Source organism: Clavibacter nebraskensis NCPPB 2581, assembly GCF_000355695.1.
Taxonomy (GTDB): Bacteria; Actinomycetota; Actinomycetes; order Actinomycetales; family Microbacteriaceae; genus Clavibacter; species Clavibacter nebraskensis.
The window spans coordinates 1,390,544-1,408,120 of record NC_020891.1 but is presented as its reverse complement, the minus strand read 5'-3'; the positions used below and the strand labels follow the sequence as shown (position 1 = coordinate 1,408,120).

General features: G+C 73.0%; 19 protein-coding genes. 1 reads left to right on the top strand and 18 read right to left on the bottom strand.

The window, feature by feature from the left end:
- Window positions 1-14: 14 nt before the first annotated feature.
- From CMN_RS06685 to CMN_RS06635, 11 genes are all read right to left on the bottom strand, one after another.
- The gene (locus tag CMN_RS06685) at window positions 15-749 is read right to left on the bottom strand and encodes an alpha/beta hydrolase (protein WP_015490078.1); all 735 of its coding nucleotides are present in this window, start codon (window positions 747-749) and stop codon (window positions 15-17) included.
- Complete coding sequence (locus tag CMN_RS06680; RefSeq protein WP_015490077.1) at window positions 746-1,042, bottom strand: Rv1322 family protein; 297 nt, start codon at window positions 1,040-1,042, stop codon at window positions 746-748. The genes CMN_RS06685 and CMN_RS06680 overlap by 4 nt, the downstream gene beginning before the upstream one ends.
- Window positions 1,043-1,077: 35 nt before the next feature.
- Window positions 1,078-2,808, bottom strand: a complete 1,731-nt coding sequence (locus CMN_RS06675) for a cation:proton antiporter (RefSeq protein ID WP_015490076.1) — start codon at window positions 2,806-2,808, stop codon at window positions 1,078-1,080.
- A 70-nt stretch (window positions 2,809-2,878) separates the two neighbouring features.
- Window positions 2,879-3,493, bottom strand: coding sequence for an aggregation-promoting factor C-terminal-like domain-containing protein (locus tag CMN_RS06670; RefSeq protein WP_227077768.1), 615 nt, complete (start codon window positions 3,491-3,493; stop codon window positions 2,879-2,881).
- A gap of 192 nt (window positions 3,494-3,685) precedes the next feature.
- Window positions 3,686-4,231 carry a DivIVA domain-containing protein gene (locus CMN_RS06665; RefSeq protein WP_015490074.1) on the bottom strand — a complete coding sequence of 182 codons (546 nt, stop codon included), beginning with the start codon at window positions 4,229-4,231 and terminating at the stop codon, window positions 3,686-3,688.
- 10 nt (window positions 4,232-4,241) lie between these two features.
- Window positions 4,242-5,282, bottom strand: a complete 1,041-nt coding sequence (locus tag CMN_RS06660; protein WP_015490073.1) for a phosphatidate cytidylyltransferase — start codon at window positions 5,280-5,282, stop codon at window positions 4,242-4,244.
- The gene (gene frr, locus CMN_RS06655) at window positions 5,283-5,801 is read right to left on the bottom strand and encodes a ribosome recycling factor (RefSeq protein ID WP_045929184.1); all 519 of its coding nucleotides are present in this window, start codon (window positions 5,799-5,801) and stop codon (window positions 5,283-5,285) included. It abuts the gene before it with no gap.
- 153 nt (window positions 5,802-5,954) lie between these two features.
- A complete protein-coding gene (pyrH, locus tag CMN_RS06650) occupies window positions 5,955-6,671 on the bottom strand; it encodes a UMP kinase (protein WP_015490071.1) in 717 nt (238 codons plus the stop codon).
- Between the two features lie 159 nt (window positions 6,672-6,830).
- Window positions 6,831-7,658, bottom strand: coding sequence for a translation elongation factor Ts (tsf, locus tag CMN_RS06645; RefSeq protein WP_015490070.1), 828 nt, complete (start codon window positions 7,656-7,658; stop codon window positions 6,831-6,833).
- Window positions 7,659-7,768: 110 nt separating this feature from the next.
- Window positions 7,769-8,716: a 30S ribosomal protein S2 gene (gene rpsB, locus CMN_RS06640; RefSeq protein ID WP_015490069.1), complete on the bottom strand. Its 948-nt coding sequence runs from the start codon at window positions 8,714-8,716 to the stop codon at window positions 7,769-7,771.
- Between the two features lie 239 nt (window positions 8,717-8,955).
- Entirely contained in the window at window positions 8,956-10,413 is a 1,458-nt protein-coding gene (locus CMN_RS06635; RefSeq protein WP_015490068.1) for a sugar porter family MFS transporter, read from the bottom strand.
- A gap of 118 nt (window positions 10,414-10,531) precedes the next feature.
- On the opposite strand from CMN_RS06635, the gene CMN_RS06630 reads away from it, so the two are divergent.
- Window positions 10,532-11,083, top strand: coding sequence for a murein hydrolase activator EnvC family protein (locus CMN_RS06630; RefSeq protein ID WP_015490067.1), 552 nt, complete (start codon window positions 10,532-10,534; stop codon window positions 11,081-11,083).
- A 68-nt stretch (window positions 11,084-11,151) separates the two neighbouring features.
- Here CMN_RS06630 and CMN_RS06625 read toward each other — a convergent pair whose 3' ends face one another.
- The 7 genes from CMN_RS06625 to lepB all read right to left on the bottom strand — a co-directional run bounded on the left by CMN_RS06625 (window position 11,152) and on the right by lepB (window position 17,524).
- Window positions 11,152-12,138: a tyrosine recombinase XerC gene (locus CMN_RS06625; RefSeq protein WP_227077767.1), complete on the bottom strand. Its 987-nt coding sequence runs from the start codon at window positions 12,136-12,138 to the stop codon at window positions 11,152-11,154.
- A gap of 83 nt (window positions 12,139-12,221) precedes the next feature.
- The gene (dprA, locus tag CMN_RS06620) at window positions 12,222-13,541 is read right to left on the bottom strand and encodes a DNA-processing protein DprA (RefSeq protein WP_015490065.1); all 1,320 of its coding nucleotides are present in this window, start codon (window positions 13,539-13,541) and stop codon (window positions 12,222-12,224) included.
- 191 nt (window positions 13,542-13,732) lie between these two features.
- Entirely contained in the window at window positions 13,733-15,289 is a 1,557-nt protein-coding gene (locus tag CMN_RS06615; protein ID WP_015490064.1) for a YifB family Mg chelatase-like AAA ATPase, read from the bottom strand.
- Window positions 15,289-15,645 carry a YraN family protein gene (locus tag CMN_RS06610; RefSeq protein ID WP_015490063.1) on the bottom strand — a complete coding sequence of 119 codons (357 nt, stop codon included), beginning with the start codon at window positions 15,643-15,645 and terminating at the stop codon, window positions 15,289-15,291. The genes CMN_RS06615 and CMN_RS06610 overlap by 1 nt, the downstream gene beginning before the upstream one ends.
- Window positions 15,646-15,755: 110 nt before the next feature.
- Window positions 15,756-16,079 carry a DUF2469 domain-containing protein gene (locus tag CMN_RS06605; protein WP_015490062.1) on the bottom strand — a complete coding sequence of 108 codons (324 nt, stop codon included), beginning with the start codon at window positions 16,077-16,079 and terminating at the stop codon, window positions 15,756-15,758.
- A 33-nt stretch (window positions 16,080-16,112) separates the two neighbouring features.
- Window positions 16,113-16,772: a ribonuclease HII gene (gene rnhB / locus CMN_RS06600; RefSeq protein WP_015490061.1), complete on the bottom strand. Its 660-nt coding sequence runs from the start codon at window positions 16,770-16,772 to the stop codon at window positions 16,113-16,115.
- Window positions 16,772-17,524, bottom strand: coding sequence for a signal peptidase I (gene lepB, locus CMN_RS06595; RefSeq protein ID WP_015490060.1), 753 nt, complete (start codon window positions 17,522-17,524; stop codon window positions 16,772-16,774). The genes rnhB and lepB overlap by 1 nt, the downstream gene beginning before the upstream one ends.
- Window positions 17,525-17,577 lie beyond the last annotated feature (53 nt).

Genomic DNA, 17,577 nt, shown 5'->3' with positions numbered 1-17,577 from the left:
CGCGCCGCGCTCCGTCAGCGCGGGGTCGGCCACTCGGTCGGCAGCGGCAGCGCCTGCGGGTCCACCGCGCGCACGATCTCGGTGAGCACGCGCGAGACCTGCGCCTCCCCCACCCACAGGTGCTTGGCGCCGTCCACGGCGATGACCTCCGCCTCCGGCACGGACGCGAAGCGCTCGCGCGCCTCGGCCGGCTGCAGGAAGTCGTCGTGCTCGGGCACGAGGATCACGAGCCGTCGCGGATCCCCATGCCATGCCGCGACCTCGTCGGCGCTGGCGCGGTGCAGCGGCGGCGACAGCAGGATCGCGCCCTCGACGGGGTGGGCGCGGCCGTGCTTCAGCGCGATCTCCGTGCCGAAGGACCAGCCGACGATCCACGGGGCGGGCAGGCCGCGCTCCGCGACGAGGTCCATGGCGGCGGCGAGGTCGAACCGCTCCGCGTCCCCGCCGTCGAAGGCGCCCTCGCTCGTGCCGCGGGCGGAGGCGGTGCCGCGCGTGTTGAACCGCAGCACCGCGAGGTCGGCCATCGCCGGCAGCCGGAGCGCGGCCTTGCGGAGCACGTGCGAGTCCATGAAGCCGCCCGCCGTGGGGAGCGGGTGCAGCGTCACGAGCGTGGCCACCGGATCCCGGTCCGCGGGCAGCGCGAGCTCCCCCACGAGGCGGAGGCCGTCGGCGGTCGTGAGCTCGACGTCCTCGCGACGCGCGGGCAGCTCGGTGGAGCTCGTGATGGGGCGGGGTGCGGTATCCGTCATGAGACCTTCCAGCAGTGGGTGTGCCAGTGGCGGCGGGCGGCGAGGTCGCTCTGCTCGCCCATCATGCCGTCGTCGCGCCAGGCCACGACGTGCGCGTGGCCGGGCTCGATGTCGAGGGTGCAGCCAGGGCAGCGGTACACCTTGAGGGCGCGCGCCGCCGACACGGGCTGCACGTTCCAGACGCGGCCGCGCCTCGTCTCGGTGTGCTGCGAGCCGTTGAGGAGGCGCGTCAGCACGTCCTCGTCGTCCTCCTGGCGCGCGCGTCTCCCCCGGGGTCGATTGCTGCGCGGCATGATCCGATCCTAGGCGGCGTCGCGCACGCGTCCGGTCAGCCGGCGTCTGCCTGGCGCCCGAGGCGCGCCTCCTCCTGGTCGAGCATGCGCTGCGCGCGGGCGAGCACGCGCGACGGGTGCTCCCCCGTGCCGCGGGCCTCGAGCAGGGCTGCGCGCTCGGCGTCGAGGACGTGCCGCCGGAGCAGCAGGTACGCGGCGCGCGGGCTCAGGGGCGCGTCGTCGTCGGCCGCCATCGCGTCGGCGCGCTCGGTAACCCACTCGGCCTTCATCGCCGTGTCGCGCCGCACGCGCTCGACGACCTCGTCGTCCACCACCGTCCCCTCGGGCAGCTGCCGCACGCCCTCGTCGACGGCGCGGATCCCCGCGTCGGCCAGCTCGGAGACGAGCGCCGCGAGCTGCCGCTGGTCCTCGACGGCGTCGCTCCCGCGGATCCCGCTCAACCGGATGACGGCGGGGAGCGTGCCGCCGTTCACCAGCAGCGAGACGATCGCGACGGTGAAGGCGATGAGCACGAGCTGCGCGCGGTACGGGGTGCCGGACGGCAGCGACTGCGCGGCCGCGAGCGTCACCACCCCCCGCATGCCTGCCCAGCCGAGCACCAGGCCGCCGCGCCACCCGAGGCCCTGTGAGCGGAGGGCCTGCAGGTCGGCGCGTCGTCGGCGCAGGATCCGCGCGGCTGCCCGCTCCCGCCGCGACGGCCGGTCGTCGCCGCGCTCCCGGCGGAGCCGCTCGAGCCCACGGCGCACCCGGCGCGTGCGCGCCGCGACGTGCTCCTCGTGGCGCCGCAGTCCGAGCAGCAGCGGCACCAGGAACCCGAAGCGGATGACGGTTAGGACGACGAGCGTGAGGATCCCGTAGGCCACCGCCCTGCCCACGCCGAGGTCGGCCTCCTGCACCTCGTCGATGATGTCCCGGAGCTCCAGCCCCATCACGAGGAAGACGCCGTTCTCCAGCAGGAAGAGCACGGTCCGCCAGTTCAGCCGCTCGTTGATGCGCGACTGCGCCGACAGGGTCGACGCGCTCCGGTGGCCCGACCAGATGCCGGCCGCCACCACCGCGAGCACGCCGGACGCGCCGACCTCCTCCGCGGGGATGAAGGCCACGAACGGCACGGCGAATGAGATCGCGGTGTCGAGGACGGGGTCGTCGAGCCGTCGCCGCACCTCCGTGGTGATGACACCGACGACGACCCCGATGGCGAGGGCGCCCACCGCGGAGAGCACGAATCCCCCGGCGGCCTGCCAGACGTCGACGGACGCGCCGACGGCGGCGATCGAGGTGCGCAGCAGCACGAGCGCCGTCGCGTCGTTGACGAGGCCCTCCCCCTCGAGGACGGTCACGAGGCGCGGCGGGAGGCCGAGCCGACGGGCGATGCTCGTTGCCGCGACGGCGTCGGGCGGGCTGACCACCGCGCCGAGGGCCAGCGCGCTGGCGAAGGACAGGTGCGGGAAGAGGGAGTAGAGGAGCAGGCCGATCCCGAACGCGGACACGAGCACCAGGACCACCGAGAGGCTGACGATCGTCCGGAGGTTGCGCCGGAGGTCGACGAGCGGCACGGTCACGGCGGCGCCGTAGAGCAGCGGCGGCAGGACGCCCGCGAGAATCAGCTCGGGCGGCACCTCGACCGGCGGCACGCCCGGCAGGTAGGAGATGCCGACGCCGACGAGCACCAGCACGAGGGGCGTCGCCACTCCGATCCGCCGCGCGAGGAGCGTGACGGCCACCAGGGTCGCGATCCCGGCGACGCCGAGAGCCGCGTAGTCCATGACCCGAGGCTAGCCGGGTGGAGCGGTCGGCCCGCACGGCATGGGGCGCATGCGGGTCGCGCTCCGGGGATCAGTACCAGTTTTTGAGGACGCTGTGCGCCTTCGCGCCGCACGGCGAGCCGTAGCGCGAGTCGATGTAGCCGAGGCCCCACGTGATCTGCGTGGCGGGGTTCGTCTGCCAGTCCGGGCCGACGGACGCCATCTTGCTGCCGGGCAGGGCCTGCGGGATGCCGTACGCACCGCTGGGGTTGTAGGCGTTCACCCGCCAGCCGGACTCCTTCGTCCAGAGGTAGTCGAGGCACGCGTACTGGTCGTCGCCCATGCCCTGCGAGGCGAGGATGCTCCGGGCGATGCCCTTTGCGCTGCCCGGATCCGGGATGGCGATGGCACCGCTGCCGCCGGAGCCGGACGACTTCCCGCCGGACCCCGACCCGCTCGACGGCGACGGGGTCACGACGGGAGGCGGGGGCGTCGGGGCCGCGACGGACTCGAAGCCGGGCTCGATCTCCACGGCCGTGTCGGCCGTGGTCACCGTGATGGACTGCGCGTCGGCGCGGGCCAGCTGGGCGACCGTGGCCTGGTACTCCTGGTACTGCGGGTTCGCGACCGCGCCGGACGTGGGATCCACGACGTTGACGAGCATGAACGCGGCGGCGGCACCGAACGCGATCGTCGGAGCGGCCACCCGGGAGAAGGCGGAGCGCCGTCGGGGGACGGCCCTCGGAGCGGTGGTGAGCGGCTGGCGAGGAGCGATTGCGTTCGTGTGTCTACCCATGGCTCCGCACGACTTTACCCAACCGTTACCCGGATGGCGACTCCTGCGCCGGATCGGGGGCGTCCTGCCAGGCGGACGGGATGGGGAGGAACGGCCGGGCGACTAGCGGACGGCGTTCATGACGTCGACGACGGCGTCCAGCAGCAGGTCGACCTGCGCCTCGCGGTAGCCGCCGCGCCGGGGGTGGAAGGCCGCCGTGCGGACGTCGTCGACGCTCATCGGCTTGGTGCCGCGGAAGTACTTGGCGATGCGGTCCGCGAAGCGGTCCACCTCGCGCCGGTCGTACCCGGTGGTGAGGAACCCGGCGCGGTCGAAGCGCTCCCCGGTCGGCCGGCTGACGCGGTCGAGGATCTCCTGCGCCGCGCGCATGGCCTCGGCGTTCCATGCCTCGTCTCCGACGCGGGCGACCGTGCGGTCGCGCTCGCGGACGGCGAAGGCATCCTCGAGGCGCTCGAGGACGCGGTCCACCGCCGCGGCCGAGTAGCCCCCGCGGCGCATGTCGAAGGACACCCGGCGGATGGTCTCGGAGGTCAGCGATCGATCGGCCTCGTCGTCGTAGCAGCGCCGCGCATCGCGCAGGAAGGCGTCGACCTGGTCCGGGTCGTAGCCGCGCTCGCGGCGCCCGGCGCTCGGGAAGGTGGTGGTCATCCGGGACATCCTACGAGGAAGCGCCCGTGACGATGAGGAACAGCGCATAGGCCACGGCGGCCGACGGCAACACGGAGTCGAGGCGGTCGAGGAATCCGCCGTGGCCCGGCAGCCAGGAGCTGATGTCCTTGACGCCGAGGTCGCGCTTGATGAGCGACTCGGCCAGGTCGCCCAGGGTCGCGGTGATCACGATGACGAGGCCGAGGAGCACGCCGAACCACCACGCCTGCTGGATCATGAACAGCGAGAGCAGGATCCCGGCGAGCACCGCGGCGACGACCGCGCCGGCGAAGCCCTCCCACGTCTTCTTCGGGCTGATCGTCGGCGCCATCGGGTGCTTGCCGAAGTTGAGCCCGGCCACGTAGGCGCCCGTGTCGGAGCAGACCACGAGGATGAGGAACGCGAGCGTCCACCACTCCCCTCCGTCGCCCGCCGTGAGCAGCACGGCGAACGACCCGAGGAGCCCCACGTAGGCGAGCAGGAAGACGCTCGAGCCGATGTCGCCGACGACCGCCCGTGCAGGAGTCCGCCGGGCGGGCACGACCTGCTCCACCAGCCGCCAGAGCGCGACGAAGACCATGGCCCCGAGGAGCCCGAGCCACTGGCCGTCCGGCCGGCCGTAGTAGGTGATGGGTATGAGCGCGACCACCGCGATCACCGAACCGACGCGCGGCACGCGACGGCCCGCCTGGCGCAGCGCCGTGGCGAGCTCGTACGCGGTGAACGCGACGAGCGCGACGGCGATCAGCACGAACAGCTGCTTGACGACGACGAGGCTGACGAGGACGACCCCGCCGAGGAGGAGCCCCACGGTCACGGCGAAGAGCAGGTTGCGGCCCGTGCGGGCGTTGATGCGGTCGTTCGTCGCCTCGAGCGACCTGCGCGTCGCGCGCACCTGCGCCGTCAGGTCGGCGCGCGTCGCCTGGACCTGCGCCTCGAACTCGGCGCGCGTCACACGGCCGCGGTGCCGCCGGATCCGCGGAGCGCCGTCGGTGCCCGAGGCGGGCGGCACGACGGGCGCCCGCTCGACGGGCTCCTCGGGACTGGCCACCTAGACCTCGAGGAGTTCGGTCTCTTTGCGCTTCAGCGCGTCGTCGACCTGGTCGGTGTGCGTCTTGGTGAGGGCCTCGAGCTCCTTCTCGCCGCGCGCGACCTCGTCGTCGCCGACCTCGCCCTTGAGGGCGTCGAGCTCGTCCTTGGAGCGGCGGCGGATGTTGCGGACGCTGACGCGCCCCTCCTCGGCCTTGCCGCGGACGATCTTGACGAACTCCTTGCGGCGGTCCTCCGTGAGCTCGGGGAGCGTGAGGCGCACCATCTCGCCGTCGTTGCCGACGGTGGCGCTGAGGTTCGGGACGTTGACGAGGGCCTTCTCGATCTCCTTGAGGGCCGTCTTGTCGTAGGGCGTGACGATGAGGGTGCGCGCCTCGGGGTTGTTCATGCTCGCGAGCTGGCCGAGCGGCGTGGGGCTGCCGTAGTACTCGACCATGACCTTCTGGAAGAGGGCGGGGTTGGCGCGACCCGTGCGCACGCTCCCGAAGTCCTCCTTCACAGCCTCGACGGCCTTGCCCATCCGGTCTCGGGCATCTGCGAGGACTTCGGCGACGGTCACGGGTTCTCCTTCGGTAGCGCGGGCGCGATGGGCGCCCGGTCGATCTTAACGCGGATGGGGAGGCGCTCCCGGCCGCGACGCGGCCCTCCGGGGCCGCCGGCGGAGCGCCGCTCGTCAGTTGGAGACGATGGTGCCGATGCGCTCGCCCCGGATGGCCCGGGTGACGTTGCCGCCGGGCTCCATGCCGAAGACGACCATCTTCATGTCGTTGTCCATGCAGAGGCTGAAGGCGGTCGAGTCGACGACCTTGAGGCCGCGCTGCAGGGCGTCCTGGTAGGTGACGGTGTCGAGGAGCGTCGCGGACGCGTCCGTGCGGGGATCGCCCGTGTAGACGCCGTCGACGCCGTTCTTGGCGACGAGCACCTCGGTGGCCGAGATCTCGAGCGCGCGCTGGGCGGCGACCGTGTCGGTCGAGAAGTAGGGCAGGCCGGCGCCGGCGCCGAAGATCACGATGCGGCCCTTCTCGAGGTGGCGCACGGCGCGACGCGGGATGTAGGGCTCGGCGACCTGGGTCATGGAGATGGCGGACTGGACGCGCGTGGCGGCGCCGGCCTGCTCGAGGAAGTCCTGCAGGGCGAGGGCGTTCATCACCGTCCCGAGCATGCCCATGTAGTCGGCGCGGCCGCGGTCCATGCCGCGCTGCGACAGCTGGGCGCCGCGGAAGAAGTTGCCGCCGCCGACCACGATCGCGACCTCGACGGTCTTCGCGGCTTCGGCGATCTCTCGGGCCAGCGCGCTGACGACGTCCGGGTCGACGCCCATCTGGCCGCCGCCGAACGACTCCCCGGAGAGCTTGAGGAGGACGCGGCGGGTGGTGGTCTGATCGGTCATAGGTGCTGTTCCCGTCCTCGCGTTCCGGTCGCCGGATCCGGCCCCGGTCCAATGTACTGTGACGCCCGCCGCAGGAGGCCTCGCCTCGCGACGCCGCCCGGGTCCGGACATGGAGAAGGGAGCCCGGGTCGCAGGCGACCCGGACTCCCCGTGGTGGTGCTAGGCGCCGACCTTGAAGCGGGCGAAGCCGGTGACCGTGAGGCCCGCGGCCTCGACGACCTTCTTCACGGACTGCTTGTTGTCCTTCGCGTAGTCCTGCTCGAGGAGCGCGACCTGCTTGAAGTAGCCGGTGAGGCGACCCTCGATGATCTTCGGCAGGGCAGCCTCGGGCTTGCCCTCGTTGCGCGAGATCTCGGTGACGATCGCGCGCTCGGCCTCGACCTTGTCCGCCGGGACGTCCTCGCGGGCGAGGTACTCCGGGTTGGCGAACGCGATGTGCTGGGCGATGCTGCGCGCGGTCTCCGCGTCCGAGCCCGAGTAGTCGACGACGACGCCGACCTGGGGCGGGAGGTCCTTCGACGTGCGGTGGAGGTAGATCTCCTGGTGCTCGCCGGTGAGGCGGGCGACGCGGCGCAGCGCGATCTTCTCGCCGAGGATCGCGGCCTGGTCGCTGATGAGCTGGTCGACGGTCTGCTCGCCGGCGGGGGCCTGCAGGGCCTCCTCGACGGTGGACGCGCCGGCCGCGACGACGGCGGCGAGGACGGACTCGGACAGCGCGATGAACTTGTCGTTCTTCGCGACGAAGTCGGTCTCGCACGCGAGCTCGATGAGGGTGGCAGCACCATCCTTCTCGCTGGCGGCGACGAGGCCCTCGGCGGTGGAGCGGTCGCCGCGCTTGGCGTTGCCCTTCTGGCCCTTGAGGCGCAGGATCTCGATGGCCTTCTCGATGTCGCCGTCGGCCTCGACCAGCGCGTTCTTGCTGTCCATCATGCCGGCGCCGAGGCGGTCGCGCAGCTCCTTGACGTCAGCGGCAGTGAAGTTCGCCATGCTCATGGACTCCTTCTGTAGGTGATGATCCGGGGGTCTCCCGGTGGTGAGTGCCCGACGGGCGGGCGCGGAACCCGCGCCCGCCCGTCGGGATGGTGCGTGTGGTCGGACTACTCGGAGACAGGCGCCTTCTCGGCGTCGGTCGCCTCGGCCTCGATCTTCGCCTCGGTGGCGTCGTCGGACTCGGGGGCGTGCACGGGCGCGGGGACCTCGTCCTCGGACTTCGCCTCGTTCTTGGCGGAGACCTCGGCGTCGACGTCGTTCTCCTCGACGGGGAGCGCGGCCTTCGCGGCGTCGCCCTGCTCGAGCAGCTCGCGCTCCCAGTCGGCCAGCGGCTCGGCGGGCGCGGAACCCTCGGCGTCGGGCTTCTGGTGGCGCTGGATGAGGCCCTCGGCCGCGGCGTCGGCGATGATGCGCGTCAGCAGCGCGACGGAGCGGATCGCGTCGTCGTTGCCCGGGATCGGGTACTGGACCTCGTCGGGGTCGCAGTTGGTGTCGAGGATGCCGATGACGGGGATGCCGAGCTTGCGCGCCTCGTCGATGGCGAGGTGCTCCTTCTTGGTGTCCACGACCCACATCGCCGACGGCGTCTTGGTGAGGTTCCGGATGCCGCCGAGGCTCTTCTCCAGCTTGTCGCGCTCGCGACGCTGGATGAGGAGCTCCTTCTTGGTGAAGCCGCGCGTCGTGTCGTCGAAGTCGACGAGGTCGAGCTCCTTGAGGCGGTTGAGGCGCTTGTGCACGGTCTGGAAGTTGGTCAGCAGACCACCCAGCCAGCGCTGGTTCACGTAGGGCTGGCCGACGCGCTGCGCCTGCTCGGCGATGGACTCCTGCGCCTGCTTCTTGGTGCCGACGAAGAGGATGGTGCCGCCGTGGGCGACGGTCTCCTTGACGAAGTCGTAGGCCTTGTCGATGAGGGCCAGCGACTGCTGCAGGTCGATGATGTAGATGCCGGAGCGCTCGGTGAAGATGAAGCGCTTCATCTTCGGGTTCCAGCGCGTCTTCGGGTGACCGAAGTGGACGCCGCAGTCGAGCAGCTGGCGGATGGTGACGACGGCCATGGCCGTACTCCTGTTCCGGCGCGCGCTGTCGCGGCGCGCCTCGTCGGTTCGCTCGGCGGTCGGGACGACCGCTGATCCTGGTGCCCGGCGCGCATCCGCTCCCCGAGGCGACAGGGATCATCGCCAGGAGGAGACCGAGTGGATGCGGCGGCCTGATGGGCACGCGTAGTCACCCGACCTGGATCGGGTGCTGGTCGATGCTACCACCCGCCGGACGACCGGCGGGGCGGCGCGGCGGATCAGGCGCGGGCGGCCTTGGTGCGCTTCTTGGGCTTGTCGACGAAGAGCGTCTCGGCCTCCTCGAGCGACATGCCGTTGGTCTCCGGGATCTTCATGAGCACGAAGACGAAGGACAGCGCGGCGAACGCGGCGTACATGCCGTAGGTGAAGGGCAGCGAGAAGGCGGACAGCGCCGGGAAGGACACGGTGATGGCGAAGTTCGCGATCCACTGGGCCATCGCGGCCACGCCGAGGGCCTTCGCCCGGATCCGGTTGGGGAAGATCTCCCCGAGCAGCACCCAGACGAGCGGGCCCCACGAGGCCCCGAAGCCGATGACGAAGACGTTGGCCGCGATGATCGCGATCACGCCGAAGGGCTGCGGCAGGGCGACCTCGCCGTTGACGGTCGAGGACTGGCTGAAGCAGATCGCCATCACGGCCAGGGACACGGCCATGGCGAGCGAGCCCGACAGGAGGATGGGGCGCCGGCCGATGCGGTCGACGAGCGCGATGGCGATGAACGTCACGGCCACGTTGGTGACGGCTGTGATGACCGACGTGGTGAGCGACTGCGACTCGTCGAAGCCGACGGCCTGCCAGAGCGTCGTGGAGTAGTAGAAGATCACGTTGATCCCGACGAACTGCTGGAAGACGGACAGGATGATGCCGATCCACACGATGCCCTGCAGGCCGAACTTCCGCCCGCGCAGGGTGCCGGTGCGCTTGGCGACGCGGTCCTCCTCGATCTGGCGCTCGAGGTCGCGGCTCGCGCGGTCGATGTCCTCCTGCTTCCAGACGCTCGCGAGGATCTCCTGCGCCTCGTCCTTGCGGCCCTTCTCGACCAGGAAGCGCGGGGACTCGGGCAGGCGGTAGGCGAGGAAGCCGTAGATGACGGCCGGGATCGCGCACACGAGGAGCATCCAGCGCCACGCCTCGAGCCCGAGCCAGAAGTCCTCCGACGCTCCGCCCGCCGCTCCCGCGAAGACGGCGTCGGAGAGCAGGGCGGTGAAGATGCCGAGCGTGATCGCGAGCTGCTGCAGCGACGCGAGGCGGCCGCGGAGGAGCTTCGGCGAGATCTCCGCGATGTAGGCGGGGGCCACGACCGAGGCGATGCCGATGCCGAGGCCGCCGACCACGCGCCAGATGGTGAGGTCCCAGACGCTGAAGGCGTAGCCCGAGCCGAATGCGCTGATGAAGAAGAAGCCGGCGCCGATGATCATCGTCCAGCGGCGGCCGATGCGGTCCGCGATGCGACCCGCCAGGTAGGCGCCGAGCGCGCAGCCGAGTAGCGCGCTGGCCACCGCGAAGCCGATGAGCGTCTCGCTGAGCTCGAACCGGCCCTGGATCGCGGAGACCGCGCCGTTGATGACCGAGGAGTCGAACCCGAAGAGGAAGCCCCCCACCGCGGCCGAGACGGCCAGGCCTATCGCGCGTCGCTGGAGCTTCTTGTCATCCCGGGGGGTCGTCGTCTCGTTCACAACGGACCACTCTGCCACTTCTCCGAGGGGGCGGGCGCCGGGCGGGGATCTGGCGGCGTGCAGGGCATGATGCGCGCGACCGGAGGGCGGCACGCGTCCGCCGGGGAGGGAGCGGCGCATGCACGGGGTGGCTGCACGGAGGAGGGCGTGCGCGGCGGCGCTCGTCGTCGGGCTGCTCGTGGGCGGGACGACGCCGGACCTCGCGGGACGGGCATCGGCGGATGCGTCGCACGCCTCGACGGCTGTCCCCGCGACGCCGCGGTGGGCGTGGCCGGTCGATCCGCCGCACACGATCACGCGTCCGTTCCAGGCGCCGACCACGGCGTACGGACCCGGTCATCGGGGCATCGACATCGCGGTCGCACCCGGCGCCGAGGTCCGCGCTCCCGCGGACGGGGTGGTCTCCTTCGCCGGGGTGGTCGTCGACCGCCCGGTCGTGAGCATCCGGCACGCGGACGGGCTCGTGTCCTCCGTCGAGCCCGTCGTGCCGTCGGTCGCCGCGGGTGACCCCGTCGTCGCCGGGCAGGTCATCGGCACGCTCGCCGCGTCGCCCCGTCACGAGCCCGACGGCGGGCTGCACCTCGGGGCGCGCCTGCACGGCGACTACGTGGATCCGGCCCTGCTGCTCGCCGCCCTGCGGCACGCGGTGCTGCTGCCCCTGGATCCCTGACGCCCGACGCGGCCGCGGCGGTTCCGCAGGCAGCCTGATCCGGTGCCCCGCGCCGCCGCCGATGCGGGTCAGGCGCGCGGGTGGGCCCCCTCGTAGCTGCGCCGCAACCGGTCGATCGAGACGTGCGTGTAGATCTGCGTCGTGCCGAGGCTCGCGTGGCCGAGCATCTCCTGCACGGTGCGGAGGTCCGCTCCCCCGTCGAGCAGGTGCGTCGCCGCCGTGTGCCGGAGGGCGTGCGGTCCCTGCGGGCCGGATCCGGGGATGTCCGCGAGCACGGATGCCACGAGGCCGTAGACCGCGCGCGATCCCAGCCGCCCTCCGCGCGCCCCGAGGAACAGCGCCGTCCCGGTCCGCGACGAGACGAGCCCCGGACGACCGCGCACGACGTAGGCGTCGAGCGCATCGGCGGCGGGGACCCCGAACGGCACGACCCGCTCGCGATCGCCCTTGCCGACCACGCGCACGGTGAGGCGGGAGGCGTCGACGTCGCCGAGGTCCAGGCCCGTGAGCTCCGACACCCGGAGGGCGGACGCGTAGAGCAGCTCGATGACGGCGAGATCGCGGAGCGCGGCCGGGTCGTCCTCCGCCGCCCGCGTGGCGAGGCCGGCGAGGATGGCCGACATCTGCTCGCGCGCCAGCACACGCGGGAGATGCGATCCCGCCCGCGGCGCCTTCAGACGCACGGCCGGGTCGGCGTCGACGCGGCCCGTGCGGAGGAGCCAGGCGCCGAAGCCCCGCACCGCGGCCGACCGTCGCGCCAGCGTCGCGGGAGCCAGCCGAGCCTGGGATCCCCGCCACAACCAGTCTCGCAGCACCTCCAGATCGAGGCCCGCGGACGTCGTGACGCCCTGCCGGACGGCGTGCGCGGCGAGGTCGCGCAGATCGGAGGAGTACGCCCGCACGGTGTGCACCGCGCTCCCCCGCTCCCGCTCCATGGCGGTCGCGAAGGCGGCGATGTCGTCCGATAGCGGACCGGCGCCGCCCGCATCGCGTGAGGGCTGCGGCCGATCCGCCCCGCGCTCGGCGGGACCGCCGTCGACCCGCACCGTGTCCATCCCTGAAGGCTACGTGGGTCCGCACCCCGCGAGCCGGACCGTCGCCGTGCCGACGACGCGATGGGTCCGCGGACCGGGCCCCGTCACCGGGAACCGGGTCGGCGCACCCAGCCGCCGTCCGGTCGCGCCACCGCCCCCTCCAGCTCAAGCGTGCCCAGCACGGATGACGTCTCCGCCACGCCGAGACCCGCGCGTGCTGCGACGTCCGCGGTCTCGCGTCCGCGCCGGACGGCGAGCGCGTCGAGCACGCGCACGACGCGCGGATCACCCCGGACCTCCGCGGTGCGCGCGCCCGGGCGGGAGGGGTCGGCTGCGTCCACGCGGCTGGCTCCGGCTGCGACCTGCGGGGCAGGACGGGACGCACCCCCGGGGTCCGGCTCGTGGGCCCGCTTGCCCGGTCCGCTCCAGCCCGGCAGGAGGTCCATGACGTCGTCGGCGGACGTGATGCAGACGGCCTGGGACTCGCGGAGCAGGCGATGGCACCCCGAGGACGACACGCTGGTCACCGGTCCCGGGACGGCGCCCAGCGGACGCTCCAGCGCGACAGCGTGGTTGGCCGTGTTCAGCGACCCGCTGCGCGCACCCGCCTCAACGACCACGGTGGCCGCGCTGACCGCCGCGATGAGGCGGTTGCGCAGGAGGAATCTCCAACGTGTCGGCGACGCCCCGCACGGCAGCTCGGACACCACCGCCCCGTCGTGTCGCATCCGCGCGAAGAGCTCCGCATGGCCGGACGGGTAGAGACGGTCGACGCCGCCCGCGAGGAACGCCACCGTGCGGCCGCCCGAACCGACGGCCGCGCGGTGCGCAGCCCCGTCGATGCCGTACGCACCGCCCGAGACCACGGCCACCCCTCGATCGACGAGACCGGCGGCCAGCTCCGCGGTGACGTGCTCGCCGTAGCCGGTGGCCGCGCGCGCTCCCACGATCGACGCGGACCTCGAGAGCGCGGCCATCGCGTCCGGCGCTCCGGTGCACCAGAGCACGAGCGGCGCGTGCGGCCCCAGGTCGTCCGCGCCCGCCGGCCACAGCGCATCCCCGGGCACCAGGACGAGCGCGCCCACCGCGCGCGCGGCGTGGAGCCGCGCCAACGCCTCGGTCCGCACGACGCGGGGGCGCCAGCGCTCCAGCGCCCCGTCGACCTCGCCGACGAGCGCAGCGCGCCCGTCCGCCTCCAGGTCGAGCCCGGCCTCGGTCATCGCGCCGACGAGGGCGTCGGCCGAGCAGCCGTCGACGACCGAGGCCAGAGCCGCGCAGGCACCGAGGACGCCGATGACCGCCCCGGCGACGCGGTCGCCGGGCTCGGCGATCCCGGACCACGTGCACCGCGCCGCCGCCTCCTCCACATCGACGTCGCACGCCTCCTCTCCCGGCCATCCGGGGTCGGGGCGGAGCGCGGCCATCAGCTCGGCGAGATCACGCGCGGGCAGGCCGAGGCGGGCGACGGAGCGCGCGTGCGCCGAGTCCGGTCCTCCGACGCGGCTCCGGGGTGCCTCCGCGGGTCGCGCACGACCTCCGGAGGGGCATGGCGCCGCATGGTCGGCACGATCGGGTCCGGGCGGAGCGTCCGCGACGCCGTCTCCGTCCCGAACGGTCACGAGGCACCTCGCAGGAGGAGGGCCCGGCCCAGGTGGTCCGCGTCGGGGCTCGACGCGCCCTCCAGGTCCGCGAGCGTCCACCCGACGCGGAGGACCCGGTCGTAGCCGCGCATGGTGAGGAGCCCCCGGTCCAGCGCGCGGTCGAGGGACGCGGTCGCGCCGCGGGCGATGCGCGCCTCGCGCCGGAGCCAGGTGCCGGAGACGTGGGCGTTGGTGCGCCACGGCGTCGCCGCCCATCGCTCCGCCGCGGCCATCCGCGCCGCGGCGACGCGCGCCCGGGCCGTCTTCGTGGTGACGCGCGGCGCGTCACCGGCGGCCAGGTGCACCGCGGTCGTCACCCGGCGGACGCCGAGCCGGATGTCCATGCGGTCCATCAGGGGTCCGGAGAGGCGGGCCAGGTAGCGCCGGCGTGCCTGGGGCGGGCACGAGCAGTCGGACCCCGCGACGCCGTACGACCCGCACGGGCAGGGGTTGGCCGCCATCACGAGCTGGAAGCGCCCCGGGAAGTGCGCGACGCCGTTCGCCCGATGGATGCTGATGACCCCGGACTCGAGCGGCTGTCGCAGGCAGTCGAGCACCGCGCCCGCGAACTCCGGCGCCTCGTCGAGGAAGAGCACTCCCCCGCTGGCGCGCACCGCCGCGCCAGGACGGAGGCGCCCGCTGCCGCCGCCGACGATGCCCGCGGCGCTCGCCGTGTGGTGCGGCGCCTCCAGGGGCGGCCGCACGGGCAGCTCGGGACCCAGCCGCTCCCCGCACAGCGACCGGATGCAGCCGACCTCCAGCGCGGCCTCCTCGTCGAGATCCGGCAGGAGCCCGGGCAGCCGCTGCGCGAGCATCGTCTTCCCCGCGCCCGGCGGCCCGAGGAGGAACATGTGGTGCCCGCCGGCGGCGGCGACCACGAGCGCCTCCACGGCTTCCTCGTTGCCGACGACGTCGCCGAGGCAGGGCTCCGCGGCCTCCCGGCCGCCGAGGACCTGCGTCGAGGTCGCATCCGCCGGGACGACAGGCCGGGCGTCGTCCTCCTCCGGCTCCGGCTCGAGCTCGGCGCCGTGGTGGATCGCGGCATCCCGCAGGCCCGCCACCGGGATGACGCGGATGTCGGGCACGAGGGACGCCTCGTCCGCGTGGCAGCGCGGCACCATGACCCGGCGGATGCCCGCACGCCGCGCGGCCAGCACCGCGGGCAGGATGCCGTGCGTCGGTCGCAGCCTCCCGTCGAGGCCGAGCTCGCCGAGATGCACCGTGCCGGCGACGGACTCCGCCGAGACCGACCCGCCCGCCGCGAGGACCGCCAGGGCGATCGCGAGGTCGAAGCCGGAGCCGTGCTTCGGCAGGACGGCCGGCGAGAGGTTGACGGTGACCCGGCGCATCGGGAACTCGCATCCCGCGTTGCCGGTCGCGGCGCGGACCCGCTCGCGGGCCTGGCTGAGCGCGGCGTCCGGCAGGCCGATGAGCACAAAGCCGGGGAGCTGGCTCGTGATGTCGGCCTCGACGTCGACGAGGGCTCCGTCGAGGCCGGAGAGCGCGACGGCGAGCGTGCGTCCGACGGCCATCAGCAGGCGCTCCGGACGACGTCGACGGACGGTCGCCCACCCCGGGGCCAGACGACTCCCACCACGTCGATCCGCACGGGGCCCCGCCGCTCCGGATGCGCCTGGCACCAGAGACCCGCGAGCACCCGCAGCCGCGCGGCCTTGGCTCGCGTGACCGCCTCGAGGGGATGCCCGTAGCCGAGCCCCGCGCGCGTCTTGACCTCCACGAGCACGGTGGTGCCCGCGTGCGTCATCACGAGGTCGATCTCGCCCTCGCGGCAGCGCCAGTTGCGCTCGACGAGTGCGTAGCCGCGCTCCATCAGATGCTGCGCGGCGAGATCCTCGCCGCGTCGTCCCAGGTCCTGCTCGCGTGTCATGCGCACCTCCGCGAGGAGGATGCGCGATCACGACGGCGCGGCCTGCCGACCGTCTTCCGGCCGTGCGATCGACCCCGCCCGGACGCCTGGGGAGGGATCCCGTCGGGGCCCTACTCGTCGATGGCGAGCTCCTTGGGGAGCTCGAACTCCTTCGCCGACAGCTCCTCGACGTTGACGTCCTTGAAGGTGAGCACCCGGACGGACTTCACGAACCGGTCGGAGCGGTAGACGTCCCAGACCCAGACATCGGTCATGGTCAGCTCGAAGTAGAAGTCGTGCTCCGTGTCGCGCCGCACCAGATCGACCTCGTTGGCGAGGTAGAAGCGCCGCTCGGTCTCGACCACGTACTTGAACTGGGACACGATGTCCCGGTACTCCCGGTAGAGCGCGAGCTCCACCTCGCGGTCGTAGTCCTCGAACTCGTCGTCATCCATGGTCCGTCGATCCTAACCGCCGCCGCGCCCCCTTCAGGCGCCGGGGGTCGCCAGCACGCCGGTGAGCCAGGTCCGTCGATGGATGCGGGACGCCCCGCGTGCCCGGATCGCGTCGAGGTGCGTCGCGCTGCCGTAGCCCTTGTTGCCCGCCCAGCCGTACTCCGGCGACTCCTCGTGCCACGCGGCCATGAGGCGATCCCGGTGCACCTTGGCGAGCACGGACGCCGCCGCCACCGAGGCGCAGTCGCGGTCGGCCTTGACGCGCACCCGCACCGGCACCGGGTGAGCGAGTGCGGGCGTGAGCCAGTCGTGGGATCCGTCGAGGAGCACGACGCTGTCGAGGAGCGGCACGCCGAGGTGGTGCAGCTCGACGAGCGCGCGCCGCCCGGCGAGGCCGAGGCAGGCCGTGATCCCGAGCGCGTCCACCTCCTCGGCGGACGCCATGCCGATCGCGGAGTGCCGGACCCACGCCGACACGTCGGGATGCAGCGCCTCGCGCCGCTTCTCGCTGAGCATCTTCGAATCGCGCAGTCCCGGCGGGAACGCACCGGCATCGCGGCCGAGGGCGGCCATGCCGACCGCGACCGGTCCGGCGAGGGCGCCGCGCCCGACCTCGTCGCAGCCGATGACGAGGGCAGCACCCGCGTCGAGGAGCTCCCGCTCGACCTCGAGCGTCGGATCCGCGACCGGCATCAGCCGGCGGGGACCGGGTCGGGCACGTCGCCGAACGTCTCGGGGTGGTCGCTGAGGATCGACCAGCGGTCGATGGGCCAGGTGATGACGAAGGCGCGGCCGACCACGTGGTCGATCGGCACGAAGCCCTTGGTGGGGCCGTTGACGTTGTAGCGCGAGTCCGCGGAGTTGCCGCGGTTGTCCCCCATGACCCAGAGCGAGCCGGCGGGGACGGTGACGTCGAACCCGTCGTCGGAGGCCTGCGTGTCGCCGGGCACGAGCTTCAGGTACGGCTCGTCCAGGGGCACGTCGTTCACGCTCATCTGGCCGAGGGAGTTGCAGCAGACGACGTGGTCGCCCGGCAGCCCGATGAGGCGCTTGATGAGGTGGTCGTTGCTGTCCGACGCGGAGAGCCCGACGGTGGTGAGCGCCCAATCGACCGCGGCCGCGAGCGGCGGCTTGTCGGCCTCGGGCGACGGGAGGAGCCACCCGCCCGGATCGCGGAACACGACGACGTCCCCGCGCTCCAGCGGCACGAAGCGGGGCGTGAGCTGGTTGACCACGATTCGGTCGTCGATCTGCAACGTGTCCTCCATGGAGGACGACGGGATGTAGAACGACCGGATGAGGAAGGCCTTGATGAGGACCGATACGAGGAGCGCCACCACGAATATGACGAGGACGTCCCGGAGGAAGGTCTTCCATCCGCGGGACGTGCTGCCGCTGTGCCTACCCGAGGACCTCGTGTCCGTGGGCGTCGTGCCTTCTGTCATTTAACCGCCTGAGCTCCCGGCAAGCATATGCGCCGGGAGCCCAGTGGGATGAC

Bases quoted from the DNA above. Each gene is read 5' to 3' on its own strand.
- tsf (WP_015490070.1), bottom strand. From the start codon at position 7,658: ATGGCGAACTTCACTGCCGCTGACGTCAAGGAGCTGCGCGACCGCCTC.
- pyrH (WP_015490071.1), bottom strand. From the start codon at position 6,671: ATGACCGATCAGACCACCACCCGCCGCGTCCTCCTCAAGCTCTCCGGG.
- rpsB (WP_015490069.1), bottom strand. From the start codon at position 8,716: ATGGCCGTCGTCACCATCCGCCAGCTGCTCGACTGCGGCGTCCACTTC.
- CMN_RS06625 (WP_227077767.1), bottom strand. From the start codon at position 12,138: ATGGACACGGTGCGGGTCGACGGCGGTCCCGCCGAGCGCGGGGCGGAT.
- CMN_RS06610 (WP_015490063.1), bottom strand. From the start codon at position 15,645: ATGACACGCGAGCAGGACCTGGGACGACGCGGCGAGGATCTCGCCGCG.
- CMN_RS06680 (WP_015490077.1), bottom strand. From the start codon at position 1,042: ATGCCGCGCAGCAATCGACCCCGGGGGAGACGCGCGCGCCAGGAGGAC.
- dprA (WP_015490065.1), bottom strand. From the start codon at position 13,541: ATGGCCGCGCTCCGCCCCGACCCCGGATGGCCGGGAGAGGAGGCGTGC.
- CMN_RS06615 (WP_015490064.1), bottom strand. From the start codon at position 15,289: ATGGCCGTCGGACGCACGCTCGCCGTCGCGCTCTCCGGCCTCGACGGA.
- CMN_RS06685 (WP_015490078.1), bottom strand. From the start codon at position 749: ATGACGGATACCGCACCCCGCCCCATCACGAGCTCCACCGAGCTGCCC.
- frr (WP_045929184.1), bottom strand. From the start codon at position 5,801: ATGGGCAAGGCCGTCGAGGCTGTGAAGGAGGACTTCGGGAGCGTGCGC.
- CMN_RS06675 (WP_015490076.1), bottom strand. From the start codon at position 2,808: ATGGACTACGCGGCTCTCGGCGTCGCCGGGATCGCGACCCTGGTGGCC.
- CMN_RS06630 (WP_015490067.1), top strand. From the start codon at position 10,532: ATGCACGGGGTGGCTGCACGGAGGAGGGCGTGCGCGGCGGCGCTCGTC.
- lepB (WP_015490060.1), bottom strand. From the start codon at position 17,524: ATGACAGAAGGCACGACGCCCACGGACACGAGGTCCTCGGGTAGGCAC.
- CMN_RS06605 (WP_015490062.1), bottom strand. From the start codon at position 16,079: ATGGATGACGACGAGTTCGAGGACTACGACCGCGAGGTGGAGCTCGCG.
- CMN_RS06665 (WP_015490074.1), bottom strand. From the start codon at position 4,231: ATGACCACCACCTTCCCGAGCGCCGGGCGCCGCGAGCGCGGCTACGAC.
- rnhB (WP_015490061.1), bottom strand. From the start codon at position 16,772: ATGCCGGTCGCGGATCCGACGCTCGAGGTCGAGCGGGAGCTCCTCGAC.